Raw genomic sequence first — 24,867 nt, forward strand, 5'->3', positions numbered from 1 at the left:
CTCCTCGTCAATCCCTCCAGTTTGCTGAGACAAACTTCTGTGGAGAGGTCCCGGTTATTTTTTTGAACAAGGTGCAAAAATACTTCTCATTATGAACGCCAACAGCCTCTGCCAACTCTAAATTCGAATAGTCACGCTTACGCAGCAGCTCGATGGCCCGCTCAATTCTGCGTTTGGAGACGTAATCGGTGAAATTGATCCCTAATTCTTTCTTGAAAAGCTCACTCACATATGTCGGATTCAAATGTATATGCTCTGCTACAACGCCTAGGGAAATTGATTCCTTCAGGTGATCCTCAACGAAACGCATCGCCTTCACCATTTCGAGACGCAAACCGCTCCCTTCTGCACGGGCATGCAGCTTCTCCCACTCCACGCGCAGACGCTCCACCAATTGATGCAGATGCGTACAGTCCGCAAATGTAACTACATCGGCTGTAACTTCATGATCAGCTGGTAGCATTCGCTGGCGAAGACGTGCGCACCAGCCCTCGATATAACCCAACAGTTTGCCAGGCACAATGCGATGGTTATGCAGCACATGCAGCAAAGGCGCAAGTGCTTCGCCTCCCGAAGACTTCGCACTAGAACGCTCGAGCGTTTGCTCAAAGCGTTCTGTTAACTCGCGCCAGTCACTTTCGCTATAGCCTAACCTGCGATTTGGCGTAATGACTGTGCCAAAGCTGGCATAGAAAGTGTCCTCAAGCGCACCTTTGGCTTCCTCGTAGGCCGCCGGCGCGGAACCCCAACCGTTGTACATCCGGCTCACACCCATCGAAACCGAGATCCGCAAGTACGTTTTGATCGCATCACGGATACTTTCCCCAAGCTCGTAACAGTTCCGGTCGAACGACTGTTCGCTGCCTGCCCGAATCGTAGCCAGAGCAACGATGACGCCCTGCTGCAACTCACAAGCGAAGCAGCTCCCATTCTCCCTGAGCACTTCCTCGATAATATTTAACATGCCGTACTTGAGCATGTTACGGTCCGCTGGCGAATACTCCGAGCAGAATACATCGTAATTATCAAAACGCACAGCAAAGCACCCATACTGCCGCGGCTCAAAGCCTGGTACTAGCTCCGCGCTTCGGCGCTCCATAACAGGATCAGATACCTCCCCACGGAGCAGCTCTTCCAGCAGATGCTTGCGCAGACGATAGGAATTCTCCTTCACAGATCCGCTGAGGCTTTGCAGGCGACGTTCCTTCTCCTCGCGTGCGATCACGTTATCGCGCGCTTTGGACAAGGCTGTGCGTACATCTTCTTCGCGCAGGGGCACCTTGACCAGATATTCAAACACACCCATGGCAATTGCTTGTTTGGCATAGGCGAAATCCGAGTAGGCGCTTAGGATGATGACTTCCACGCCAGGCAACCGCTCCCGCAGCTGACGAACGAGCTCAATCCCGTCCATGCCAGGCATCACGATATCCGTGATAATGAGATCAGGACGCAACTCCGTAGCCTTCTCCAGTGCTTCAGCGCCCGAATAAGCACGACCAACAAGCCGGAATGGCATCCGGCGCTCCGCCCACCGCCCGAAGTATGTCTCTAGCCGCTGCACCATCGGCGGCTCATCATCCACAATGAGGCAAGTCACCTCTCTCATTGCGCCTCCCCCCTTCCGCGTTCCTCAAGCTGATTTTGTGCTGTATCATCAGGGAATGTCAGTGTTACACATGTTCCACGACCTGGTTCACTCCATACACTAAGCCCATAAGGCTCCCCATAATTCAAACGGATGCGTTGATGGATGTTGTACAAGCCTATTCGTTTACGGTGATCAAAATTTCTTCCCACAGGATCCTCAAGCAATAGCTCCGTTGTCTTATCAGGTGTCATACCGATCCCTTGATCCTCAACCTCAACGATGAGATTGCCATCACGACGGACGGCAGACAATCGAATAGCTCCCGGTTTCCGCCCACCTGCGTAGCCATGGAAAATACTGTTCTCCACAATCGGTTGAAGTGCCATTCGTAAGACAGGAAGTTCTAAGGTAACTGGATCGACCTCTTCTATCAGCTCAAATTCACAGTCATATCGGATCTGTTGAATATATAAATAATCCTTCACATTCCGCAATTCCTGTTCCAAATTGACACGGTCCGAGAACTCCGTAATGCCGTATTCTAGGATCGAAATCAGTGCTTCAATGATGTTATCTACCTCATGATAGCGCCCAAATGCGACCACATTGGAAATTGAGCCTAGCGTATTGTATAGAAAATGCGGATTGATTTGAGACTGCAGCACTTGAATCTCTAACTCTTTCTTCTTGCGCTCGCCACGGTTCACATGCTCAATTAAGGTACGAATCTGGCCTAGCATGTCGTCGAATGTTGCTGCCAGTTTGCCGAACTCATCACGGCGTGCGCTCGATATGTTAACGTTCAAATCTCCGTGACCAACTTGGTTTATTTTGCGAATCAGATAGTACACAGGCGTTCGAATCATGCGGGCCACGAAGCCAGCCGTCAACACACTAAGCAAGAAGCCCAGCAACAGCAGGCCTATGAAAAATGTCTCCATCCGTTTAAGCGAGGTTTGCAGCGTCGTTCCGTCATAGAAAGCAAATACAATCCATTTGGTTCGTGGATTAATGCTCTTCATAATGGTCACAGCCGTACCATTCATATGGTCAGTAAAGACATCATCCTTGGACTCGACAAGCTCCCGACCATCTCGGTCATCAAAGCGTAGACGATGATCGACGATACTGAACAGGCGGCTGCCCGCTGGCTCCAGAATGACACGTCCCTCTTTGTCCATAATGCCTAACTGTAAATCGTTGCTGCCACCGCCAACTTTCTGCAATCGCTCCTGCATCGCAGTTAGATTCAGATCCACAGCCACGGCCATGGGTTCGCCCGCTATGGTAATCGCTTTGGTGAAAGTGACTGTCCAACCAGAGAAGAAGTTCTGATACGGCTGACTAACTGTCACGGCCCCGTAGGCGTTACTGTAGGCCATTTTATATATTGGATCACGATCATCTCTAGAATCGTTAATGACCTTGGTGACAGGATTTCCGCCTAGAATAGACAAATCTTTGCGAATCACGTACACGTCTGTCAGCATGATCGCGTTCTCCCGATAGGCATTCTCTAGAGCAGCTTGCGCAGCCGTCAGATCATTACGCCACGAAGCCGCTGAAGTGGAGAGTTGGCCGATCGTATTTTGCACAAGAAGAAAGTACAGATCGATATATTCCTCTTCCTTATGCAGCAACTGTGTCGCCTGGTTGAGCTGACTCGAGGTAATTTCATTTTTAATATAACGGTAAGATAAGCCGCTTAGAATAGCTTCCGAGCTGAGCACGAAGACGAAACAGACCAGAAACAGTCGGAATGATATATTGTGGAACCATTTCTTGATCCAATCTCGCATGATGTTCGCACCCCTCGTAGCTAGCTATAGAAATGTAGAAAAAGAGGAGGCTTCTCCCCTTTCCCCACTTAATTATTTTATAACACCGTCACCTTGCAGCTGTTTCGTATAATTGGCAATCGCATCGTTCAGCTTGAATTTGTCCTGCAGCGTCTTCACGTACGTATCCCAGTTCGTTAAAGGCTCTTTGCCCGTTACGAATTTAAGCATCATTTCATTCGCATATTTGAGGCGATCTTGCGACATAGGGTCAGCTGGATCATCAAAAACACGTGGATTTACGTTATTATCCTTCAAGTAGCTCGTGTTAATCTTCTGGTTCGCGTTCGTGATATCAGGCTTCTGGAAGTCGAAGTATACGCCGTCCGTCGCTTTGCGAACGAAAGCATAGTTATAGCGCCACTCAATTTCCTTTTCGTTGTAAGTGGATCTATCGATTAACTTCGGTGTACCATTCGTCACAGTAAAGGACTTATCTTTGATCCCATAAGCTAGGAACGGATACGCATCTTTATTGGTGTATAGATATTGAATGAACTGCATGGCACGCTTCGCTTTGCCTGGATCCTTCATCGCTTCCTTCGAAAGTCCAATGAGAGACTGTTGGAATGGCTTCATGTCAAGGATTTGATCTCCATACGGTCCTTTAGGAGGTGCGATTTGCTTCCAATCTGGCACACTGCCTCCGGCATCCTGCATTTTTTTCGTTTCCGCAGGCTCTAGACGGCGCCAATCTTCGATCATAATACCAACCTTGCCTTGGTACATTTTATTATCACGTTTGAGTCCGTCGTCGATCGTTACCCAGTCAGGGTCAACAACTTTCGCATCGATCATTTCTTTAATGAACGTCAGCGCTTCCTTTGTTTTGGCATCGGTGTTGTAGACAACAACTTTACCGTCTTTGACATCTACAAAGTTAGGCTGTACACCGTACATCCAGAAAATCTGTTGGAAACCTTGCGCACCACTCGTGCTGTACCCTAGTGAGCCGTCCTTCGGCAGCATGGCGACGTAACCATACGTATCATTCTTACCATTACCGTCTGGATCGTTGAACGTGAACGCTTTCATAACGTTGAGTAATTCTTGTGGATTCGTCGGAACCGACAGGTTCAACTTTTTGAGCCATGTATTGTTAATCCACCAACCATTGACGCCGCCAACGGCTTCAGAAGCTGGTAAACCAATCATGTGACCTTTATATTTCATAGGCTCGAGGCGTGAAGGATCGAATGCTTTTGGAAGCTCAGGGAACTCCTTCAGCAAATCATCGAGATCGGCGAGCAAGCCTTGATCGTAATATTTAATCGCAGAGGCACGGTCAGGGAAAGAGACGATATCAGGAATTTGATTAGAAGAGATCAGCAGGTTGAGCTTATCTTTCCAATTTTCTCCGCCCATGATCATATCAAGATCCATATTATTGTCTTTCTCGATCATTTGACGAATTGGATCCTGCTCTTTCGCTGGCATTGGCGTTGTTAATCGATAACCAACTGTATTATAAAAGCTTACTTTATACTTCTTATCTGCTTCCACCGGCTTAGCCGATTGCGTGGCTCCAGTAGAGGGGGCAACGCTCGCGCTTGGTGAAGCCGTATTCTCAGCCTTGCTGCAACCTGCAGCAACAACCCCTAGGATCACAGTCATACTGAGCAACGCACTTGCGTAATTCTTTTTCATCTTTGAACCTCTCCCTTTAGTCTATTATACATGCTATATCGAGAGTTGCCTCTAGATATCATCGCGATTTTGGCCCCCTATTATCCTTTCACTGAGCCAAGCAGTACACCTCGGGTAAAATGCTTCTGGATGAACGGATACACAACCAATATCGGCAACGTTGTAATGGCGACGGACGCCATTTGGACCGAAATGGGGTTTACCGAGTTAGCAGCTTCTGCTGCATCCCCGCTAATAGCGACAGAGGCAAGCAAGATTTGCCTTAGAAATAGCTGTACAGGCTGATTCTCTGGAGTGTTGATGTAGAGCAGGGCATCGAAATAACTATTCCAGTGCCATACAGCGTAGAAAAGACCAATCGTCGCGATAATCGGTACAGACAGCGGAATGACGATGCGTACCAGGATGGCGATTTCACCCGCTCCATCGATACGAGCAGCCTCGTCTATGGCCTCAGGCAACTGTTCGAAAAAGCTTTTCACAATCATGAGATAGAACGCATTGATCAATCCAGGAATGATGAGTGACCATTCGGAATCGAGCAGTCCTATATTTTTCACGAGCAAGTAGCCCGGAATAATACCGCCGTTGAACAGCATGGTGAATACAATGAACAGCAGGAATGGGCTTCGGCCAGGCAAGGCTTTGCGAGATAGCGGAAGTGCTGTAATCACTGTGAATACTAGGTTTAGCAGCGTACCGACAATGACACGAAAGAGGGTAACTTGGTAGGCATCGAGTAATCGACCGCCTTGCATAATCTCTCGGTAAGCTGTCAATGTGGTATGTGTCGGGATAATGACCAGCCCGTCTTTCTTAATGAACTCGGAAATCGGTGTCAGTGAGACGCTGATAACATACAGGAAAGGCAATACACAAGAAGCAGCGAGCAGGCTGAGCAGCAAATAGTTAACGCCTTGGGCGAGTCGGTCGCCTGTGGTCATATGACGCATGGATGATTCCTCCTTCTACCAGATTTGTCCGTCGAATTTTTTGGCAATCCGATTCGCACCAAGTACAAGCACGAAGCCGATTACTGATTTAAACAACCCGACAGCGGTAGCAAGTCCAATACGTCCCTCTTGTAAACCGACCCGATACACCCATGTCTCGATAACATCGGCCTTCCCTTGATTAAGCGGATTGAGCATGATGAAGATTTGATCAAAACCAACATCAAGAATGGCGCTGAGCCGCAGCACGAGCATGAGGATAATGACATTGCGAATACCCGGTAGGGTAATATGCCATAACTGACGGGACTGCGACGCGCCATCCATCGTTGCTGCTTCGTACAGGCTTGGATCGATACCCGTGAGCGCTGCCAAGTAAATGATGGCTCCCCAGCCGACTGACTGCCAAATGTCTGTCGTTACAATAAGCGTTCGGATCAGACCAGATTCCGTTAAGAAGGATATGCGGTCTAAGTGGAAGGCGGTTAACAATTGGTTAACGAGCCCTGTTCCAGGTGCGAGGAAAGCCACCAGCAACCCGTAAATAATGACCCATGATAGAAAGTGAGGCAGGTAGGTCAAGGTTTGAATGGTTCTTTTGAACCCCGCCCCAGTAACGGCATTGAGCATTAAAGCTAGAATAATCGGTGCTGGAAACGAGAATACCAGTTTGTAAAACGAAATCAGAATGGTGTTTCCAATAATTTGTTTGAAGTACACACCATCGAAAAATAGCTGAAAGTTCTGCCAGCCGACCCACGGGCTTTCCCAGAGTCCTTGCAGGACGTTGTAGTTCTTAAATGCAGCGGCGATGTACACCATCGGCACATATTTGAATACCGCAAAGTACAGCAAGCCCGGAATTAATAGGGCATACATGACACCGTATCTTCGCAGCAGGTTCATCGTTCGATGCATGAGCTGCCTCTCCTCTCTTTGTTTGTTTGTTATACTTTTATTGTAGCGCCGCGGAAGAGGCGATCCTTTTCATATCTTTGGCAGATGGTCTAAAATCTTCGGAAATACGAAAGCCGCCTCCTCGTTGGGAGACGGCTTCATTAAACTCCTCCTAACGGAATTCGAATGTTATACGATCGGCTTCCCTCCCGTTCAAGTACAGCGCACAGCAGGACGGCAGGCTTCCCGCTCTCGTCAAACCACAACTGTGGGCGTTCCAGTCTGAGGACGGATTGTGTGACCTGATGAGACCAGGGAATTTGAAGATCGAACGCCAGTACATACCGCGATGGTCGCCACACAATGCCGTCTGCTGATTCAAACAAGGCCACAGAGCCACGTTCAGATTTCGTAAAATAACCTTGAAAGTCCTTCATCAATGCATAGTACGCGTTGCCCTGACACCATACGTAAGGGTCCTCTACCGCCCAATCGTTCGTTGGGTTCGTTACGGTTGGCTCTGGCTGCTTACGGAACGGTCCTAGCGGATGATCAGCAAAGGCTACGCCCGCGTTAACAGCTCCGCCCTTTGGCGGAGGACCCTCGGCTACACCTTTGTACATCATCAAAATACGACCGTCCATGGTCTTACAAACCGTGGGATTACTCGTCATGAGTCCGTCCCACTTCCCTGGGGAGACATCAAGCACGGGCGATGTCGCACGGGTCCATGGACCTGCAGGGTGGTCAGCCACCGCAACGCCGATACGTTGATGGTTGCGATACGACCACCATGTTGCCTCATCGGCAGGTTGGTCGAGATCAAAATCGGGGCCATGCGTCCCCATGTAATACAGGTAATAGCGATTACCATGTCGTAAAATCGCTGGATTGTGCGCCACATCCCTGTCCCAGATCGCTGCGCCATCTCTACAAGTCCCGAGCGCATCCACATGGTGGAACGGACCCAACGGATTATCCGATACCGCATAAGCGATTTCGGAATGCGTCACCCAGGACTCAAAACCAGCGCTTTCAGGCCAACGCGAATAAAACAAGTAATACCTCCCCTCCTCCGCATCTCGCGTCATCGATCCACACCAAACATGCCATCCATCTAACTCGAACTTCGCCCCAGCCGGCACTGGCTGAAGCATCTCCTGAAAATTCATGCACACCTCTCCTAGCTGCGTAAGGATTTACATTCGTACAGAACCAGTGTAAGGCGTATGCGGCTTGGAAAGGTTCCATATTTTCGTAAGATGGTTTGAACTTTTGGGATGTGTGAGTGGATTGGTGAGTACTGAACAGTTGGCGTGGGATTGTGGCTGGATTATGGTTGTTCCGCGGCTGGTAGACATCTGGTGGACGCATGGTGAGCGACTGGTGACTGACGATTCGTGTTTAGATGTATAGACTACAGCTAATTTGCTCGATTCTGACGTGTTTCCGTGAATAGATGGAAAAAGTACATCTAATTTATCTCGAACTTGCAGAATCGAGCGAATCGAAGGAATTTAACTACAGGAAATACAGTTAATCTTTCAGATTCGAAAAATCCGCTTCAAATAGATGGACAAAATCCAGTTAGTTTGCGGGAGGCCGGAGATGGGTGGATGTGCCAGATGAAGGTGGGGAGCTAATTCAGGGGCTTGGAGATGAAGGTGAAATATGTGTAAAGTGGCTAGGGAGAGATAGTTTTGGGGTTGCAGCGGTAATATGGAGGGGGTGAAGGTAACCAGATTAGGTGGAAGTCGAGGATGATGGAAGGCGTCAAGAAAAGCTAGTTTGCGGAAAAGGGAGCTGAAGCTCTGAGTGGAAGCTGTAGGTAGCCAGGTTAGGTAGAAACAAAAAAGACCAGCTCCAAAAAGCTGGCCCTACAAAAGTAGCTATTAGTAAGTCAAACCTTGGTAAAGCGGGAATTGCGCCGTTAGATCGGACACCATGCCGCGAGCTTTCTCCAGCGTAGCTTCGTCTTTCGGATTTTTCAAAGTAAGACCGATAACTTTCGCGATTGTTTTCATCGCTTCTTCGTCCATACCACGGGAAGTAACAGCCGGTGTACCCAAACGGATACCGCTTGTTACGAACGGGCTAGTTGGGTCGAAAGGAATCGCGTTTTTGTTCGCTGTAATACCGATTTCATCAAGAACGTGCTCAGCGTCTTTACCAGAGATATTTAGGTTGCGCAAGTCAACCAACATCAAGTGGTTGTCCGTACCGCCGGAAACAAGGTTGATACCTTCAGCTGTAAGAGCAGTTGCCAAAGCTTGTGCATTGTTGATGACGTTTTGACCGTATACTTTGAAGTCCGGTTGAAGAGCTTCACCGAAAGATACAGCTTTCGCTGCGATCGTGTGCATCAAAGGACCACCTTGTGAACCAGGGAATACCGCTTTATCAATGGCTGCAGCCCAAGCTTTCTTCGTAAGAATCATACCGCCGCGAGGACCACGAAGCGTTTTGTGTGTTGTTGTTGTTACGAAATGTGCGTGCGGCACTGGGTTCGGGTGCAAACCAGCTGCAACTAGACCAGCGATATGCGCCATATCAACGAAGAACAATGCGCCTACATCGTTAGCAATGGAAGCCAAAGCTTCGAAATCAATCGTACGCGGGTATGCACTTGCACCAGCCACTAGCATGCGAGGCTTATGTTTGAAAGCTGCTTTACGAACATCGTCATAGTCGATGCGGAAATCTTTTTCGCTTACACCGTAAGCTACGAAGTTGTAAAGGATACCGGAAGCATTAACCGGGCTACCGTGTGTTAAGTGACCACCATGCGCAAGGTTCATACCAAGAACCGTGTCACCAGGGTTTAGCGCAGCCAAGTAAACAGCCATGTTCGCTTGTGCACCGGAATGCGGTTGAACGTTCGCGTGCTCAGCACCGAAAAGTTCTTTCGCGCGGTCACGAGCGATATCTTCCACGATGTCTACGTACTCACAGCCACCATAGTATCTTTTGCCTGGGTAGCCTTCAGCGTATTTGTTCGTAAGTACAGTACCCATAGCTTCAAGAACCGCTTGGCTCACGATGTTCTCGGAAGCGATAAGCTCAATTTTGTCGCGTTGTCGGCCAAGCTCAAGGTTCATTGCTTCTACGATTTTCGGATCTTGCTTGCTCAAAAAGTTTGTCATATGGAATTCCTCCTAAAGATGATAGTTAACATGTAATTAGCAATCTGCATCAGGTGCAGCTTGTTGATAAAGTTGATCCGCCTGATCCGCGGAATACACAGCTCTAGTACCACCGATGAGCTTCGGCCGCGCGAATGCCATCGTGACATAAGCCTGGCCAATATGGCGAACTGGCGGCCTCACGGGAACAGCGACTCTGCGCAGATGCATCCCAATCAGCGTTGAGCCGATATCGATGCCTGCATGCGCCTGAATCGTCTCGACAACGACCGGCTTCGCGAAGTGTCGATACGCGTAGGAAGCCATCGAACCCCCGGCCTTCGGCACGGGAATTACAGATACAGGTTCAAGCTGCGGCACCAGCGCCAGCAACTCTTCTTCCACAATCAGCGCACGGTTTAAATGCTCGCAGCATTGAAACGCCGCATGCAGCCCGAACTCGCCGCAAATGCGCGCAACCGTCTCGAAAATCGGCTTCGCTGCATCCAGCGTGCCCGATGTCCCAATCCGATGCCCGAGGATTTCACTCGTGCTCGTACCGATCACCAAGATATGACCAGGACGTAAGCTGCCGACAGTAACCAGCTCACGCAGATTCGCTTCCAAAGCTTCTGCGATAGGTTCATACATAGAATCTGTCATTTGGGCTCCCTCATTTCTAGGGATGTACCGTGAAACGATCTTCGATGCTCTGCACTTTATTGATGCGATTCTTGTGGCGGACACCTTCCGAGAACTCGGTTTCCAACCAGATTTTGACGATTTCTTCAGCTACCCCAGGTCCAACAACTCGCTCACCCATCGCTAGCACGTTCGTATCATTATGTTCACGTGTCGCTTTCGCGGAGAAGAGGTCATGCACCAGTGCACAGCGAATTCCCGGAACTTTATTGGCAGCAATGGACATCCCAATGCCAGTTCCACAAAGCAGAATACCTTTATCTGCTTCTCCCGAAACAACTTTTTCGCAAACTTGAAGTGCATAATCCGGATAATCGACGGAGTCGCCGCAGCTGCATCCGAAATCGATTACTTGATGACCTAATGACTCAATAAAAGGAATGATAACATCTTTCAAACGATAGCCTGCATGATCTGCACCTAAAGCAATTTTCATGAATAAAACGCTCCTTTTTGACTGTTCGAATTCGACCATCCTATTATATCCCAAAGCTCACCAAAAACGAAAAAAAGAGCGCACACGCTAAAAAACGCGCGTTGCTCTTTTGCCCAGGCGACCGGCCGTATAGCTCAATGCTCCATTGTGGTTACTCCCACTCGTCGCCAGTTACATTGAGTCTTGCTTGTTACTTGTATTTTATCGCATTCCCAGCCATGTGTAAAGCTCTATTGGCCTATGCCACTAAGGACCTTCATGGAAAAAGCAAACACCATCTTTCCCCTCGGAATGCTAGCGTATTTTTTTTACCAATTTATCAAGGCTCCGACTAATTTCTTCGGCTGTATACCGATAGTCCGCCAAAGACCCGCCATAGGGATCCGAAATATCAAAATCAGGAATCGTGTTTTCCAACGCATACATGCGGCTTCTTTCTTCCACAGATACCGCCTGAGATAGCGCTTGTTTGAGCTGAAGCTCTGCCGCAAGCTGCTCTCGCTCTTCAATCGCCTTGAGAATGCGAGCATCGTCCTCTACATACTCTTTGAGCGTATATGTCTTCTCGACCGCATGAGGAAAGCGCCCAATCACGGTACGTTTATGCCCTGTCGTCATCGTCAAGACCAGGTCAGCCCAATCGAGATCCGCAGCACTAATCGCTAGCGAACTAATCGACTCCTTGAAACCCGCTTCATGAAGAAGTGACTGGCTGTTTCGCGAAATCGGACCACCCGTCATCGCAGATACACCTGCCGAACGAACCTCCGCCGCAAGCCCCTCTTGATGCACCCTCATACGCAGCAAACCTTCAGCTAACGGACTGCGGCACGTATTTCCTGTACAGACAAATAGAATTCGCAACATGAAATCCTCCCTGGAATAAACGGCTATATTACCGTTCGTACTTACCCGTATTGTATCATAGTAAAAACTTGATCCCAAACCCTAATAGAATAAGCCCACCGAATGCCTCACCATATTCCCCGACCCAACCGCTAACTCGTCTGCCTAGCAATAATCCCGCTATCGAGAGCAAGCCGCCAAATAGACCGAAGATCAGTACTGTCAGCACAATGTCCGTGGCAAACATCCCAAGAGAAACGCCCACTGAGAAGGAGTCTATACTCACACTGAGGGCAAAAATAATAAGCCCCCATAACGTTCGATGATCAAAGGCCGAAGCCTCTTCCCCGCGTATCGAGCTATATACCATATGTGCACCAAGCAAAATAAGTAAACATCCCCCTGCCGCCGTAGCGACATTCCCCAGAAGGAGAGAGACATACTGCCCCATAAACATCCCCATCAAAGGCATAAGCACGTGAAAGAGGCCGATGACAATGCTTATTTTCAAAATATCCATCAAACGAATGCCCTTCATCCCTATGCCAATTCCCAAAGAAAAAGCATCTAGGCCCAAAGCAATCGCCATTATTCCAATTGTCATGAGTTGCCCAACTTGTACCCCAGATGCGAGCATAGCACGATCCCCCTTGTCCACGATTCTTTCTCAAGATATGCGGACAAACTGGGAATCATGCTAATTTAGAGGATGACCCGCTCGTGGCCTGCTGCTTTGAGCAGTCGATTCATAATGGCGCTGCCAATCCCTGCATCTGGAACACCTTCTGCAACAATATAGCTAATGCCTTTATGATCAAAAGTCCGCAGAGCGGCATAAAGGTCTCGAGCTATCGTTTCTGGCTGTGATAAGGAGCCGCAGGCGACAACGAGATCCGCTCGGTATCCGCCTACTCTTTCTTCGAAAGTGAGAATGCCCGTCGACTCTCCCCGTGACTTTGCGGCATCGATATCGCGTTGAATCCACGCTATGACTTCCAACTCGTCGTCCCCTTGAACAATGTGCATATAGCCTTTCGGCGCATAGTGCGTGTACTTCATACCTGGTGCCCTAGGCGTATCCGCAGCTTCAACCTCTGTCGGTTCAGCCACATGAATATGCATGTCTGGCAAAACCTCCTGGAGCTGCTCCGCAGTCACACCACCTGGCCGCAACACGTATAACTCACCATCTACAAGTTGAATAACTGTTGATTCTACACCGACACCCGTTGCACCGCCGTCTACAATCCCGCCAATCTTTCCATCCAAATCATCACGCACATGCGAGGCCAGCGTAGGGCTCGGTCTACCCGAGCTATTCGCGCTCGGCGCCGCGATCGGAAGTCCCGCTTCTCGCAGCAACTGTAGGGCCACCGGATGATCAGGTATACGGATACCGACCGTTTGCAGTCCAGCTGTAACGAACGGCGAAAGGCTACCTGCGCGAACAGGTAGCACAATGGTTAATGGTCCGGGCCAGAAAGCCTTCATAAGCACCTGATGATAAGCTGTGAGACTATCTGACTGAACAAGGCCTGAGAGCTGCGTCACATCAGCGATATGTACGATTAGAGGATTGTCGGAGGGCCTCCCTTTTGCGGCAAAAATCTGTAAAACCGCTTCGGTATTCGTCGCATCGGCACCAAGTCCGTAAACCGTTTCAGTCGGAAAAGCGACGGTATCCCCTTGTCGCAAGAGACTCGCTGCCTCTGCTATATCCTGGGCTGACGCTCTCTGTTCGCCTTGATTCACGTTCCAATAGGTTGTCACTATCACTCTCATCCTTACTTGTATGAAATAAAATTAGCTAAACCACGAAAAGATCGCCTTAAACATTTCCCAAATGAAAAATTTCACTTTCGGCTGAGCCGGCTCTTCGGTCGTGGAAGTTGAAACTGATGCTGCTACGACCTCAGCTTTAGCATCTTTCTTTACAACTTTCTCTGTGGAAGCAGGTTTATCCTTGCTTGTTTTAGCCGTCTTGTCTTCTTTAACTGGCTGCTTTTCCTTGCCGTTCTCATCCGTCGTTTTGGCCACCACTACTGCTGCCGAAGCAACCGCTTCACCCGATACGGAATCTACAAAGCATAAAGGTGGAAATAAGACGCACCACCAATTTTGTCCTTCACCAGAACCAATCACAACGCGCAAAGCTTCATAATCCCCAGCTGGGTAGACGTCATTACCGTACATTTTGGTTGGAAAAGGGACAACACCTAGCTCCACTGTATGTGGGTAGTTGTAGCCGCGGGACGCAATCATCTCGCCAACGAGTTGATCGAATTCAGGCAAATGCGCATTCACAACCGCTCTAGCCTCGTCCAAGGAATGGGGTTGGGCAACCCAATCTGCCATACGAGCAATAATTGCATCGCGAATCTCGCGTTTCAAAGCTTGGTCTTGCGCAGAATCCGAATTTGCTAGAATACGCAAACGAATCGATTCTTCTGGTATTGTAGGCGAAATAACCGCCGCATTCGTACGATTGGATTCCCAACACATAATCATAAGTATAAGTGCAAAAACAATGAATGATAAGCTCTTAACTGAGTGGCGCTCCGTTCTCTTAACCATGGCGAGTAGCCCCTTTCCCGTTCCCGTCTTCTACTAGCCAGTATGGACAATAGTGGGTGGGGCTAAACCTATGAATCTATTATTTTATGCAAAATGATAGAGTTAGTCAGCCAAGGGAAAAAGGCGTAGAGCAAGCAGCCGATCCTAGAAGGAAATCGGCTACTCCATGGAGCGGATCGCGATCACATGGCGATCGATCCCCTGGAGATCCTGCACGAAGCGGATCTCCGTCCAGCTAGCGGCGGCGCGCAGCAACGCCGCAACCGCCTCTGCCTGCCCGATGCCCACCTCGAACCCGACCACAGTCGGGATTCGTGGCAGCCGGTGCAGCTGCGAGACCATTCGGCGGTACAGGTCGAGTCCCTCGACACCGCCGAACAGCGCTGTGTGCGGCTCGAATAGCCGCACCTCGGGCATCAGCGCCGGCAGGTCGCCGTCCGGAATGTATGGTGGGTTCGACACCACCATATCCGGCGCGAGCCCGCGCTCAATATAAGGCTCGAGGAGGTCGCCCTCGAGCCAGGTTATCCGCGCAGCCACCCCGTGGCGCTGCGCGTTCTTGCGAGCCATCTCCAGCGCTGCCGCGGAGATGTCGCTGGCCGCCACGCGCCACGAAGGGCGCGCGTGCGCGATCGTCACCGGGATGATGCCACTCCCGGTACCCACATCCGCAAGGAGCGGAGCGCCTTGTGGGAACAGACGCGAGCCCTCGTGGAGCATCGCTTCCACGAGCAGCTCGGTCTCCGGCCGCGGGATTAGCACGGCCGGCCCGACTTCAAAGGGAAGGCCGAAGAAATCCTGCTCACCGGTGATGTATTGCACCGGTTCACCCGCGGCCTTCCTGGCAACGAGCTGGTCCCACGTGGCGACCAGCTCTGCCGGCATCTGTTCCTGCCACCAGCGGAACAGCAGTTCGGTCCGTGTGCAGCCTCCTAAGAGGTGCTGCAGCAATAACTCCGTGCAAGACGAAGCCTCTGCGACGCCTTGCTCCGCTAAAAAAGAAGAAGCCTTCACAAAGGCTTCTCTCACACTCATGTTTGCAGTCGTCATTACATCGCCTCTAAGGCATCGGATTGTGCAGCAATCGTTAACGCTGACACAATTTCCGCCATATCGCCGTTAAGAACTGTCTCTAGACGGTGAAGCGTCAAGCCGATACGGTGGTCAGTAATCCGGCTTTGCGGGAAGTTATACGTACGAATACGCTCTGAACGGTCGCCCGTTCCGACTTTGCTTTTACGCTCGCCGGCATATTTCGCTTCTTCTTCTTCACGCAATTTATCTGAAATCCGCGTACGAAGTACGCGAAGCGCTGACTCTTTATTGGAGTTCTGCGATTTACCATCCTGACACGTTGCGACGATACCCGTTGGTACGTGGGTTACACGTACAGCGGATTTCGTTGTATTAACGGATTGACCACCTGCTCCACTGGAACAGAATGTGTCTACGCGAATATCCGCATCGTGGATCACGATTTCCACATCTTCTGCCTCCGGCATAACAACAACCGTTGACGTGGAGGTGTGGATCCGTCCACCGGATTCCGTTACAGGAATACGTTGAACACGGTGCGCACCGCTCTCAAACTTGAGCTTGCTATAAGCACCTTTACCCGTAATCATGAAAATAATTTCTTTAAATCCGCCCAAATCATTCACGGATGCATCCAAAATCTCCGTTCTCCAACCTTGCGCATCCGCATAACGCGTATACATCCGGTAGAGATCGCCTGCGAACAGCGCAGCTTCATCGCCGCCTGCCGCGCCGCGAATTTCCACGATCACATTCTTGTCGTCATTCGGGTCCTTCGGCATCATCAAGATGCGAAGATGCTCTTCAAGTTTAGCGGATTGCTCGCTAAGCTCGTCGATCTCCATTTTAACCATTTCGCGCATCTCATCATCCAGCTTCTCGTTCTGCATCACTTTCGCATCAGCAAGTTGCTCGCTCACGCTCTTATATTCATTATAAGCATCGTAAGCTTCCTGAAGATCTGATTGCTCTTTGGAATACTCTCTTAGTTTCTTCGTATCACTCGTTACATCCGGGTCACACAATAACTCGCTTAGTTTGTCGTAGCGGTCCACAATGGACTGAAGTCGATCCAACATAGGGGATCACTCCTTTCTTATTTTTATCATCAATTAAACGTTGAAACGGAAATGCATAACGTCGCCGTCATTCACCACGTACTCTTTACCTTCAAGACGAACTTGCCCTTTTTCCTTCGCACCCGCCATGGACCCTGCAGCAGCCAAATCGTTATAAGAAACAACTTCTGCACGAATAAATCCACGCTCGAAATCCGTATGAATGACGCCAGCTGCTTGCGGAGCTTTCGTTCCTTTACGAATCGTCCATGCTCTAACTTCTTGAACCCCAGCTGTGAAATACGTGTACAAGCCGAGTTTGCGATAAGCAGCTTTAATCAATCTATTCAAGCCGGACTCTTGAAGTCCCAACTCTTCCAGGAACATTGCTTTTTCTTCGTCTTCCAGCTCAGCAATTTCGGATTCAACCTTCGCGCTAATGGAAACGACCTCGTTGTTTTCTTTCTCTGCGAATTCCTTCACAATTTTAACATATGCATTCTCATCCGCTGTTGAAACTTCATCCTCACTCACGTTTGCCGCGTAGAGCACTGGCTTCATTGTTAGCAAATGTAGATCGCGAACCAGGAGGCGCTCATCTTCTGTCAAATCCAAGCTGCGTGCTGGCATATCATTATATAAGGCTTCTTTGATACGTTCCAAACACTCAACTTCAGCAACCACTTTCTTGTCGCCGCCCTTGAGGTTTTTGCGTGAACGCTCGATCTTTTTATCAACCGACTCAATGTCTGCCAAAATCAATTCAAGATTAATCGTCTCGATGTCACCAATCGGATCGACTTTCCCAGAAACGTGAGTAATATTATCATCCTCAAAACAACGGACAACATGCACAATCGCATCAACTTCACGGATGTGTGCTAGAAATTTATTTCCAAGGCCCTCGCCTTTGCTCGCACCCTTAACCAAACCCGCAATGTCAACGAATTCGAAAGCCGTCGGCACGATGCTCTTAGGCACAACGATTTCCACCAGCTTCTGCAATCTCTCGTCTGGTACTTCTACTACCCCAACATTCGGATCGATCGTACAGAACGGATAATTCGCAGATTCTGCCCCCGCCTGTGTAATTGCATTAAACAATGTCGATTTTCCTACGTTCGGTAGACCGACGATACCTGCTTTCAAAGCCATTGTCGTTACAACTCCTTAATTTTCGAAAATCATCCTTCTTATTATATAGTACTTAGCGGGCAAAAAAAAGCCTGCAAGCTATTGATTGGCTGCAGACTTTTTTTCCATTGCTTTTTTGAACTCTTCATCCCGCTTCTGTTCGAAGTAAGTTTCAATCTGATTACGAAGAATAAACCCCCGTAATGTATTGCTTTGCTCAGCAGGAACGCTCTCGAAACTGGCTCCGTAATAGTAGCCGTCTTCCTGCTTTTCTTTCCTTATAATTTCCAACCTGCACAGCATCTCAAAACCCAAATCCAGCTCAACTTGCAACCTACATTTCTTATGAAGAATACCATCAATCATTGAATTATCATTAATAATAAAACCAATTCCGTTCATAGACATGTTTTTTATCGAAAATTCAATTGGATTTTCCAAGTGATGCTGCTCTTTTTGGGTAACATTTTGAAATCCTGCAATATATCCTACATTCTTCACATCGACCCGCGGGAACTCCCGTTTCTCCGAAAACTTCTTCCGATTCTCAGGTGGATTGATCACGATCAGTGAACCAGGCTCTCTAGCTACGACTGTCGAATGAAAAACGAATAGACCCGATTTCGTGTATAACGTCATTTTCGTCTTATCACCAAGCTGAAATACGTCGTATTCCGGCAGCTCAATCTCCATGATGTCTCCTTGTGCATAGGTAAGAATACCTGTTGACACGAAATCATCTTTCGCCACTACAGCTCGGCAATGCATTAATACCTCCGCATCATATCCTTCTTTACTCCCATATCGCTTCAAAGTATCCTGCTTCATCGCCATGCTCATCTTCACCCTCCCTAATGATGGATTTCATAGCATTTTTCCGCACAAAATAGACTGCCCCACACAGGGACAGCCTATCACCGCAATCATTAAAAGCATCGATTTTCGGTAACCAGGCTGCCGTAGTTCATAAGAACCGTAGACCCTCAGCTTTGCGTCCTTGCCTTTCAGCAAGTTTGCCATTGTCGAACCCTGCTATTCATTTATGTAATATATCGTTACTGGTCTAAATGATCTATCTTTCGTCCAAACTGGTCTAAAAGACCCACTGTACTCACCATTATACGTAGCTCATGCACTTCTTTCAACTAAAATCCTTGCATGGACCCTATTTTTATTGTATGAATGTGTAGTGGAAATTGAATATCCACAGGTTTATAAGTTATCCACATTGTTATCCACAGCTTGTTAACAACGAATATTTGTTCGGATTTTTATACACATGTGGATAAACTATTATTGCGAGGTGTCCCCCTGTGGATCAACATATCCCTTGGATGAGAAAAGCGATCGGTGAGGCGCTGAAAGCCGAAGCCATCCGCGAAGTTCCGATCGGCGCGGTCGTCGTCCATCAAGGTCAAATCATTGGCCGCGGCTACAATTTACGTGAAACAACCCTTGATCCTCTTGCGCATGCAGAGATGATTGCCATTAAACAAGCGAGCGAACATTTGCAGGCTTGGCGCCTTCTCGACTGCCAGCTCTATGTGACATTGGAGCCATGTCCAATGTGCGCGGGAGCGATTGTGCAAGCGCGTGTACCTCAAGTTATTTATGGTACGGTGGATCCGAAGGCCGGCTGTGCAGGAACATTAATGAACTTGCTGCAGGAAGACCGGTTCAATCACCGGGTCGATGTGGTTAGCGGTGTTTTGCAAGAGGAGTGTTCCACGATGTTAACGCAGTTTTTCCGGAAATTAAGGGGCAAGGCTTAAGCCTCGGCTAACTCTAAGAGCTTACTCATCGTATTCCAATTCCGCGCCGTCGTTTGATTGCCAAGCTTCTGAATGTTACTTGCCAGCTTCGAATCCAACACGCTTTGCCGAAACAGAAAATATATGGTGCAGCCCCGTATCTGAAATTCATCTACTTCACTCTGTCCCTTGGATAAGATGTCGGTGAATGTCTGCGGGGCTTCTTCTGTTAGCACGGAAATTTGAATGCTCTCCCCTTCGGACAAAGCTTCTGCGTCATAGGGGCAATTCCTTACAAGTTCAGCTAGCTCCGCTGCAGTACGCAAAATAACGGTAAGAGCTACACCTACCGCATCGCTGATTGCTTTTTCAATACGCGGACGAAGTGTTTCTCCTGACTCCTCTGATTGGAATAGCACATTGCCGCTTTGCAAATAAGTTTGTACATGCACTAATTCCAAGGCCTCTAACGTCTTTTTCAAGTCGGCCATTTTGATCTTATTTTTGCCTCCTACATTAATCCCGCGCAGAAAACCAACATAAATCGTCATTGTGGCCTGCCTCCCTTACTTTAATTGGATGGAACGAATGATGAAGAAGATGATCGTGCCAAACAGCATCAATAGGATAAATCCTAACACCCACCCATTCAGTTCGCCGTTGCCCACCCTTGCACTTTGGATAACAGACCATTCAATGAATCCAAACAAAATGACAATCACTGCTTTTAAACTATTCATAAATAAACGCGCATTCTGGTATTGCCCTCTGGCATTCTGAGCTGTAATAGGAGTCGGGTAGTTATATACGTGAGGGACCTTGCTTAACAGGGTCAAGCCAACGTAGACGATAATGCCTATGAGTGGTAAGGCTATTAGGCTCATTTTGTTCCCCCACCCATCGATCTCCCCTTTACCGTTAAAATGCATCGGAATTCGATCAGGTAAATTGCGCCATTCGTAGGCGACATAGGCGATCATGCTTACGATTACGAGCAAGGAAATGACATCAAGAATGGTTTCAGCTTTTGATCTGGAAAATGGAATGATGGGTCGTTGCTCCATAGGGTACCTACTTTCTATATGAGTGATTCCAATTCCAAACTTAACATCTCTCTATTCCTTCAAATTATCTGGATTATACGGAATATCTTGACCTATCCCATAGATAAAAAATGCCCTCGATCTCTCCTTATATGCAGAGATCAATGGCTATTAAGTCTGGTTTCGCGCGCATACAGCAGTCTGAGAGGTCTGGGGCAAGCCGCCCCTATCTACTCGATGCAATAGGATTAATCTTCTTCCTCATAATCTTCTTCTATGTCCCCACCAAGTGCTTCCGCTTGATCTCCAAGTGCATCCGCTTGTTGTGCCAACAGCTCTGCTTGTAGCTGAAGTTCTTCTGCTTGCACTTCCAGTTCCTCACCAGCGTCGATGAGGTCATCACCAAGCGTGTCCAACTGTTCGCCAAGAGATTCGAAATTCGCGGCATTCTGATTCATCGCTGTCGTGACTTGCTCAAGTCCAGCAGCATGCTCGCTTTCCTGACTCGATGAGAAAATATTTCTTAGCCAATCCCACATAGATACCTCTCCTAACATTTTATTGTAATTAAATCCCAAGTAAAAATTTTCCTTATAGTCATTTTAGCCTATGAATTTGAGAGATGTATATAGTAATAATAAAAAAGTCGAATTTCGTCGGCTGTATTGCACAAGAAATAATGCGAACCTCGCCACAAAGAAATATCACCGACCAAAAGATTGCGCCTTAAAAAAGGCTTCATGCTATCATAAATCTTACTATGCGCCCGTAGCTCAGCAGGATAGAGCAACAGTTTCCTAAACTCACTATCCACCCACGAACCCCTATTCCAGAATACCTCTGGAACAGAAAAATGGGGATTGAGAGCGACGCGGCGAAAATGTCTCGGAATGCGTCATGAAGTATATACACAACAAAGCCCTCCCACTAAGCTCGGGAGGGCTATTTATATTAGAAAACCGTAAGCGACGCGGCTCAGAACAACATGCCAGTTGAGCCGGGGCAAGTCCAACCAAGTGGATGCAATGTGCTCCAAGGCAACTTGCCAACGCCAACAGGAAGGGGTACGCAAGTCCTGCACATGGATGCTCTGTGGACGGGGCTGGGGGTGTGGACGAACTTTGTTTGCAGTCTGTTGAATGGTTGTTTGCAAATAGATAACGCACATATTCAATACTAAGATTATATTCTATATTTAATATAAAGATTACAAGGGGGAATTACTATGAGTACGAATAATAAGAACTATCTTTTATACTTCATTGGAGCAGTTGGAATTGCAGTTTTATTACAATTTATAAGCATCGGATTACTAGGAAACAGTGTCGCTAGTAACATTCCTTTATTAGGGGAATTATTGACTGTCATAGACTTTCTATATTTAACTCATTATCTCAATCATGGACTCGATTTAAATAATATGGAGCAATTTTTACTTAGGGCCGTAAGCTTAGCAGCAACTGCATATACTGCAATAAAAATGTTCGATTGGGGGTTCTATAGACTTAATGAATTATTCAATGATTCTCCCGACTTCGCCCCAATAGTAAAAGGTTTAACAATAGTAGTTGCCATCATTATTCATTTTTTCATTTATTTCGCTCTACATACTATTTATATTGATACGCTCTATCAGCTCTTTCATAGAGTTCAAGTCGAATTAGATACAGTTCAAAAGTTGATTCAAAACCTCCAATGAAGAAATGCTAACAACCAGTACCGTGTCGTTTCTGTCTCCTACTATTCTATTTATATACCTTGTCCGCTTGGATTTTTCAATCTTATAATCATAATAAATAATCAATCTACTTGCCGCCAGAGAATAGGCGGCTTTTTGCACCCATTTTGAGAGGAGCGCTCTATATAACACAAGCAACAGCGACACGCAAACGACTGACTTTAGCCGCGAACAAATGTTACAACCCAAGAGATTGCGCCACGAACGGCTTCATGCTATCATAAACCTTACTATGCGCCCGTAGCTCAGCAGGATAGAGCAACAGTTTCCTAAACTGTAGGTCGTACGTTCGAATCGTATCGGGCGCGTATAGTTGACCTAAAACCTTGATATATCAAGGTTTTTTTGTTTTTCCTTTGAAATAAAAATAACATGTAAAATCAAAAAAACGACCCCAATTTTCAGGATCGTCAAATAGAAAATAAAAATAAATATCATCCCAACTCATTTAATGCAAGTTGAGCATTCGCAAACTGTTGAACCCAAAACCCATGTAAAAGACCGTTCTTATAGCACGCTTCACTATCTCTTAGCCTTAATATCTCATCTTTTGCAGCATCGGCTAAAGTATCCAAAGCCTCTCTACGTGAATGAATACTAACATTTGTAAGAGCACGTTTAGGAATTCTATATGCTAAAAGACGTCGATCATTCCTTGCATCTGAATAAGTAAAATCAACATCCCCTGGGTGAATATCAAATAATTTCATGACTTGAAGGCGTTGAAGAACCAAGAATCCATGTTTGTGTGCCTTCTCTCCTACAGGTAACTGGCAATCCTCTACTATTAACAAATAGCCGTTATCCTTTAGCAAATGGTGAATCAAGCCTGTTCCCCCTAATACGCTTAACCAGGCACTTGGATGAATTTCGTGTAGGACATTACACATCACTACAACATCAAAAGTATTATCACCGTGATCGGCTCTTACCTCAGTTGCATTGTTATAATATCTTTGAAGTGAATCTTCATACACACGCTCAATTGTTGATCTACAGTATGATTCATCGTCCTGTGAAACATCAAAGGCAACGTAGTTTAACCATGTTGAGATTTGATCACGTTCGTTAATGTCTTCACTAAAATAAATATTATCAAGTAACCTCCCTTTCCCAGCTCCATAGTCCAGAATTGTAAGGTCACTTCCCGTTTCTAATAACTGTTTTAATGTGGCCTTGATCTGCGTAGTTTGAACATCATTATTTGGCGTCATCAATACTTGGGGAGATAAGAGACATTCAAATGCAAATTGATTACTGGCAAACTGGGCTGGTAAGGTTAAAAATGATGAGAGTTTACTGATTTGTTCAACATCACCAAGTAATCCACGTAAGACCTTTTCAGGACTTCTACCAGCATATGAAATACTACCTTCATACATATACCAAATTAATGACGGGTCAAATGCCGAAAGTAAAGGTATTGAATGCGTAGCAATCCAGATCTGTCCCTCAGTTACACTTGCTTGTATTTGTTTAATAACATCAATGAGTGCAGAAGGATGAAGATGGTTCTCAGGTTCATCCATCATAATTATAACTTCACTTATTGCAACCTTTTGAGAGTGGATCGCAGCACATAATTGTAGTAATACTTTTTGACCATCTGACAATTCTGCTCTACCTAGAGGAAAATTAAATAAAGTAGCATTTCCATTAGAATCTCGTGAAAGCTCGGTACCTAGGATATTAAAAATTATTTCTTTTAAACGTCCATACTCACAAATTATCTCATCTCTTTCTTCAGATGTAATTGAAGAACTTGGATGTATGGCATTCCACCAACGATCCTGAATTGATTGAATACTAGAAAATGTCCCACGACTTAATGAATATGTACCTGGTGATTTTAATGAATCTGCAGCATCATTTAATTGATTCTTTGTGAAATCATTGCAGTCTATTAGGTTTAGATCTTTAGGGACAAAATTAACTATTTGAACCGGTTTTGAGTCATCGGAGACATTGACATATTGTAGATACCTTAATCTGTCATTCAGATTATTAATCTCATTCTTCCAGTTTACTATATTCGGATGATTGGGATTAGTATCTACACCAGTTTGGATATCTCTTAAATTAGCCAGTAAATTAGTTAATTCCGGTTGATAAGGTTTGCTCCTCGCAATCTCACTTAAATGGGCAAGTAACCTTGACTTACCAGAACCATTTCTTCCAGCAATTAAAACAACGTCCCCCAACCTTGACATCTTGATAGATGAAAGTCCCTTGCTAGGTGGCAAATTAATGCTTGTAATCTTCATAGTTATATCCTTTCTATAGGTAAGCACTTTATGTTTAATCCTAGCGCTAATTCTATTATCTGCTAACGATCCCGCACTCTCAGATTGGCACAGGCGCTTATGCAGAGATTTAGAATTAGAAATTAACATTTTACATTTGAAATATCTCCCAAATGAGACGTATTTCGACACTAAATCATATTTCCCTTTTTCGTTACACCAGTATTTCGAAATATGATTACATTGCCAATAGTCACAA

General features: G+C 46.9%; 23 protein-coding genes, 1 tRNA gene and 2 riboswitches. Of the genes, 3 read left to right on the forward strand and 21 right to left on the reverse strand.

Annotated features, from left to right (window positions below; all coding sequences use genetic code 11):
• Positions 1-7: 7 nt before the first annotated feature.
• From GC096_RS22605 to GC096_RS22685, 17 genes are all read right to left on the reverse strand, one after another.
• A complete protein-coding gene (locus GC096_RS22605; protein ID WP_171633371.1) occupies positions 8-1,609 on the reverse strand; it encodes a response regulator in 1,602 nt (533 codons plus the stop codon).
• Positions 1,606-3,390, reverse strand: coding sequence for a cache domain-containing sensor histidine kinase (locus GC096_RS22610; protein ID WP_171633373.1), 1,785 nt, complete (start codon positions 3,388-3,390; stop codon positions 1,606-1,608). The genes GC096_RS22605 and GC096_RS22610 overlap by 4 nt, the downstream gene beginning before the upstream one ends.
• A gap of 72 nt (positions 3,391-3,462) precedes the next feature.
• A complete protein-coding gene (locus tag GC096_RS22615; RefSeq protein ID WP_171633374.1) occupies positions 3,463-5,076 on the reverse strand; it encodes a type 2 periplasmic-binding domain-containing protein in 1,614 nt (537 codons plus the stop codon).
• Between the two features lie 80 nt (positions 5,077-5,156).
• Positions 5,157-6,029: a carbohydrate ABC transporter permease gene (locus GC096_RS22620; RefSeq protein ID WP_171633376.1), complete on the reverse strand. Its 873-nt coding sequence runs from the start codon at positions 6,027-6,029 to the stop codon at positions 5,157-5,159.
• Positions 6,030-6,044: 15 nt separating this feature from the next.
• Positions 6,045-6,947, reverse strand: a complete 903-nt coding sequence (locus GC096_RS22625) for an ABC transporter permease (protein WP_171633378.1) — start codon at positions 6,945-6,947, stop codon at positions 6,045-6,047.
• A 140-nt stretch (positions 6,948-7,087) separates the two neighbouring features.
• On the reverse strand, positions 7,088-8,098 hold the full coding sequence (locus GC096_RS22630; RefSeq protein WP_171633379.1) for a glycoside hydrolase family protein: 1,011 nt from the start codon (positions 8,096-8,098) through the stop codon (positions 7,088-7,090).
• A 720-nt stretch (positions 8,099-8,818) separates the two neighbouring features.
• Complete coding sequence (gene glyA / locus GC096_RS22635) at positions 8,819-10,069, reverse strand: serine hydroxymethyltransferase (RefSeq protein WP_171633381.1); 1,251 nt, start codon at positions 10,067-10,069, stop codon at positions 8,819-8,821.
• 36 nt (positions 10,070-10,105) lie between these two features.
• Complete coding sequence (locus GC096_RS22640; protein WP_171633383.1) at positions 10,106-10,711, reverse strand: TIGR01440 family protein; 606 nt, start codon at positions 10,709-10,711, stop codon at positions 10,106-10,108.
• 16 nt (positions 10,712-10,727) lie between these two features.
• Positions 10,728-11,186, reverse strand: a complete 459-nt coding sequence (rpiB, locus tag GC096_RS22645; protein WP_056611733.1) for a ribose 5-phosphate isomerase B — start codon at positions 11,184-11,186, stop codon at positions 10,728-10,730.
• A 104-nt stretch (positions 11,187-11,290) separates the two neighbouring features.
• Positions 11,291-11,371: riboswitch (ZMP/ZTP riboswitch) on the reverse strand.
• Between the two features lie 109 nt (positions 11,372-11,480).
• Entirely contained in the window at positions 11,481-12,053 is a 573-nt protein-coding gene (locus GC096_RS22650) for a low molecular weight protein arginine phosphatase (protein ID WP_171633384.1), read from the reverse strand.
• A gap of 55 nt (positions 12,054-12,108) precedes the next feature.
• Positions 12,109-12,669, reverse strand: a complete 561-nt coding sequence (locus GC096_RS22655) for a manganese efflux pump MntP (RefSeq protein WP_171633386.1) — start codon at positions 12,667-12,669, stop codon at positions 12,109-12,111.
• A gap of 65 nt (positions 12,670-12,734) precedes the next feature.
• The gene (locus GC096_RS22660; protein WP_446686386.1) at positions 12,735-13,802 is read right to left on the reverse strand and encodes an L-threonylcarbamoyladenylate synthase; all 1,068 of its coding nucleotides are present in this window, start codon (positions 13,800-13,802) and stop codon (positions 12,735-12,737) included.
• Between the two features lie 33 nt (positions 13,803-13,835).
• Complete coding sequence (spoIIR, locus tag GC096_RS22665; RefSeq protein WP_171633389.1) at positions 13,836-14,606, reverse strand: stage II sporulation protein R; 771 nt, start codon at positions 14,604-14,606, stop codon at positions 13,836-13,838.
• Between the two features lie 159 nt (positions 14,607-14,765).
• Positions 14,766-15,656 (reverse strand): peptide chain release factor N(5)-glutamine methyltransferase, encoded by an 891-nt coding sequence (gene prmC / locus GC096_RS22670; protein WP_171633391.1) that lies wholly within the window; start codon positions 15,654-15,656, stop codon positions 14,766-14,768.
• Positions 15,656-16,720 (reverse strand): peptide chain release factor 1, encoded by a 1,065-nt coding sequence (prfA, locus tag GC096_RS22675; protein WP_171633392.1) that lies wholly within the window; start codon positions 16,718-16,720, stop codon positions 15,656-15,658. Before prfA ends, prmC begins: the two co-directional genes overlap by 1 nt.
• A 33-nt stretch (positions 16,721-16,753) precedes the next feature.
• Positions 16,754-17,854, reverse strand: coding sequence for a redox-regulated ATPase YchF (ychF, locus tag GC096_RS22680; RefSeq protein ID WP_171633394.1), 1,101 nt, complete (start codon positions 17,852-17,854; stop codon positions 16,754-16,756).
• Between the two features lie 78 nt (positions 17,855-17,932).
• The gene (locus tag GC096_RS22685) at positions 17,933-18,673 is read right to left on the reverse strand and encodes a PilZ domain-containing protein (protein ID WP_171633395.1); all 741 of its coding nucleotides are present in this window, start codon (positions 18,671-18,673) and stop codon (positions 17,933-17,935) included.
• A gap of 101 nt (positions 18,674-18,774) precedes the next feature.
• Positions 18,775-18,861, reverse strand: a riboswitch (cyclic di-GMP riboswitch).
• A gap of 285 nt (positions 18,862-19,146) precedes the next feature.
• Here GC096_RS22685 and tadA point away from each other — a divergent pair.
• The gene (gene tadA, locus GC096_RS22690; protein ID WP_376769516.1) at positions 19,147-19,605 is read left to right on the forward strand and encodes a tRNA adenosine(34) deaminase TadA; all 459 of its coding nucleotides are present in this window, start codon (positions 19,147-19,149) and stop codon (positions 19,603-19,605) included.
• Here tadA and GC096_RS22695 read toward each other — a convergent pair.
• The 3 genes from GC096_RS22695 to GC096_RS22705 all read right to left on the reverse strand — a co-directional run bounded on the left by GC096_RS22695 (position 19,602) and on the right by GC096_RS22705 (position 21,166).
• Complete coding sequence (locus GC096_RS22695; protein ID WP_171633396.1) at positions 19,602-20,135, reverse strand: DUF1697 domain-containing protein; 534 nt, start codon at positions 20,133-20,135, stop codon at positions 19,602-19,604. The genes tadA and GC096_RS22695 overlap by 4 nt on opposite strands.
• Before the next feature lie 15 nt (positions 20,136-20,150).
• Positions 20,151-20,648: a DUF1648 domain-containing protein gene (locus GC096_RS22700; RefSeq protein WP_171633398.1), complete on the reverse strand. Its 498-nt coding sequence runs from the start codon at positions 20,646-20,648 to the stop codon at positions 20,151-20,153.
• 227 nt (positions 20,649-20,875) lie between these two features.
• On the reverse strand, positions 20,876-21,166 hold the full coding sequence (locus GC096_RS22705; RefSeq protein ID WP_171633400.1) for a hypothetical protein: 291 nt from the start codon (positions 21,164-21,166) through the stop codon (positions 20,876-20,878).
• Between the two features lie 686 nt (positions 21,167-21,852).
• On the opposite strand from GC096_RS22705, the gene GC096_RS22710 reads away from it, so the two are divergent.
• Together GC096_RS22710 and GC096_RS22715 are read left to right on the forward strand one after the other, a co-directional pair.
• Positions 21,853-22,326: a hypothetical protein gene (locus tag GC096_RS22710; protein ID WP_171633402.1), complete on the forward strand. Its 474-nt coding sequence runs from the start codon at positions 21,853-21,855 to the stop codon at positions 22,324-22,326.
• Positions 22,327-22,599: 273 nt separating this feature from the next.
• Positions 22,600-22,673 (forward strand) — tRNA-Arg (locus tag GC096_RS22715).
• A gap of 126 nt (positions 22,674-22,799) precedes the next feature.
• Here GC096_RS22715 and GC096_RS22720 read toward each other — a convergent pair.
• Positions 22,800-24,629 (reverse strand): AAA family ATPase, encoded by a 1,830-nt coding sequence (locus tag GC096_RS22720; RefSeq protein ID WP_171633404.1) that lies wholly within the window; start codon positions 24,627-24,629, stop codon positions 22,800-22,802.
• Positions 24,630-24,867 lie beyond the last annotated feature (238 nt).

Origin of the sequence: Paenibacillus plantarum (assembly GCF_013141695.1) — a bacterium.
Taxonomy (GTDB): Bacteria; Bacillota; Bacilli; order Paenibacillales; family NBRC-103111; genus Paenibacillus_E; species Paenibacillus_E plantarum.